This window comes from Bartonella sp. AC130YNZD, from assembly GCF_042196865.1.
GTDB lineage: Bacteria > Pseudomonadota > Alphaproteobacteria > Rhizobiales > Rhizobiaceae > Bartonella.
This window is the reverse complement of sequence record NZ_JBHIQZ010000092.1, coordinates 1-1,596: the sequence shown is the minus strand read 5'-3', so window position 1 is coordinate 1,596 and position 1,596 is coordinate 1. Positions and strand designations below refer to the sequence as shown.

Below are 1,596 nucleotides of genomic sequence, written 5' to 3'. Positions count from 1 at the left end.
GGGGTATTGTTTCCAGAAGAGTTTGGGGACCGGGTAGCCATTGATGCTATCACCAGAACCATTCGTGCTGCCAAGCCCGTTCAGATGATCCGTTGGATGAGTGACAATGGCTATAGCGCCATTCTCCATGGATCAGTGGTAATCACCAGTGTCACGAAAGATCACGACTATATTAGTCGCTCTGGTCAATCGGGGCGCATTCGCTATGCCATTAGCTTGTTACCGTTTTTCGATGGAGGAAAACCACAAGGTCAATATCAGGTGGGACAATACCAAGAGGGATATGGTCAATATTCCCAAGGAGGAGAAACGCCATGAAGATACCAGAAAAGCACCTCGTGGTAGAGCTAGAAGATATGAGTCTCGATCTGATCTGCTTTCACCATGCCATGGCTGTGTTAGGGGACCGTTCTCAAGTTGGGGGACTAAATGGCTATTTAGAAGCCACACTGGAAGCCAATCCAGGTATTGCAGGGTATGGTGCTCTGTTGCCACGGGGCTTAAAGGTCATTCTGCCTGAGTTTGTCAGCCAAGAAAAGAACAGCGTGGTGAAGCGGTTATGGGATTAATGCGCACGCATCCTTTTATTGAGGTGAGGGTGGGGGATAAGCTTGTTCATGAGGTTTTTTACCAGCGTCTTTTAACCGCAACCATTACGGACCATGCCGGTAATGAAGCCGATACATTTGAAGCAGAGTTTGATGATAGTGGTAATGATTTAGAGGTTCCCTCAAGCAACAGCACTCTGCAAGTGATTTTTGGCTATGAGAACAGCATCAGTGCCTTTATGGGGCGTTTTGTTGTTGAGTCGGTGGTGAGTATTGGGGGCAGTGATGGAGAGATTTTGCGCCTTTGTGGCAAAAGCGCCTCGATGCGTAAAGAACTCAAAGAACAAGCGAGTGAACATTTTGATCACAAAACTGTTGGTGAGATTGTTGAGACACTCGCCAAACGCCATGGCTATCAAGCAAAGGTCAGTCCACAATTTATCAAACAAACTCTTTCTTATGTGATTCGTACAGATCAATCGGCGGTTGATTTTTTAACCCGTCTTGCGGACCGCATGCAGGCGCGTTTTTTAATCAAAGACCATAAGTTTTTATTTTTAAGCGGGGATAATTTACCAGCACTTGAACTTCATAAGCACGACTGTTCTAACTGGGAATTCACGTTAGAGCCACGCACGCAATACGGCATCATTGAAGCTTCTTATTTTGATCGCTCAACAGGGCAACAATGCCAAGTCAAGCATCAGACAGGGTTTAGCGGGCCTGTGCGGCGTCTTCGCAGTTGTTATCCATGTCAAGAGGAAGCTTTATCTGCCGCCGCTTCCGAGTCGGATCGCTTATGTCGTGCTGTAGGCAGTGGCTCTTTGTCTCTTGCAGGACGCCCTGAAATCATGGCGGATCAACCTCTCATCCTTCAAGGGTTTCGTGGGCAAATCAATGGACCATGGAAAGCCGCTACCGTCACACATCGTTATGAAAAACAAAGCGGATACACAACAGAAATCACCTTTGAGGCACCAAACAAGGGAAAAGAAAGCAATGAGAACACTGAACATGCTAAAAACAGAAAATCCAAGAGATAATTTTG

The 1,596-nt window shown here is 46.6% G+C and carries 3 protein-coding genes; all 3 read left to right on the top strand.

The window, feature by feature from the left end; all coding sequences use genetic code 11:
• On the top strand, nt 1–318 hold a 318-nt coding region (locus ACFINU_RS09760; protein WP_375667652.1), incomplete at its 5' end, for a phage tail protein.
• A complete protein-coding gene (locus ACFINU_RS09755; protein ID WP_375609809.1) occupies nt 315–569 on the top strand; it encodes a tail protein X in 255 nt (84 codons plus the stop codon). The genes ACFINU_RS09760 and ACFINU_RS09755, both read left to right, overlap by 4 nt.
• The gene (locus ACFINU_RS09750; RefSeq protein ID WP_375667654.1) at nt 569–1,591 is read left to right on the top strand and encodes a phage late control D family protein; all 1,023 of its coding nucleotides are present in this window, start codon (nt 569–571) and stop codon (nt 1,589–1,591) included. The genes ACFINU_RS09755 and ACFINU_RS09750 overlap by 1 nt, the downstream gene beginning before the upstream one ends.
• Nucleotides 1,592–1,596 lie beyond the last annotated feature (5 nt).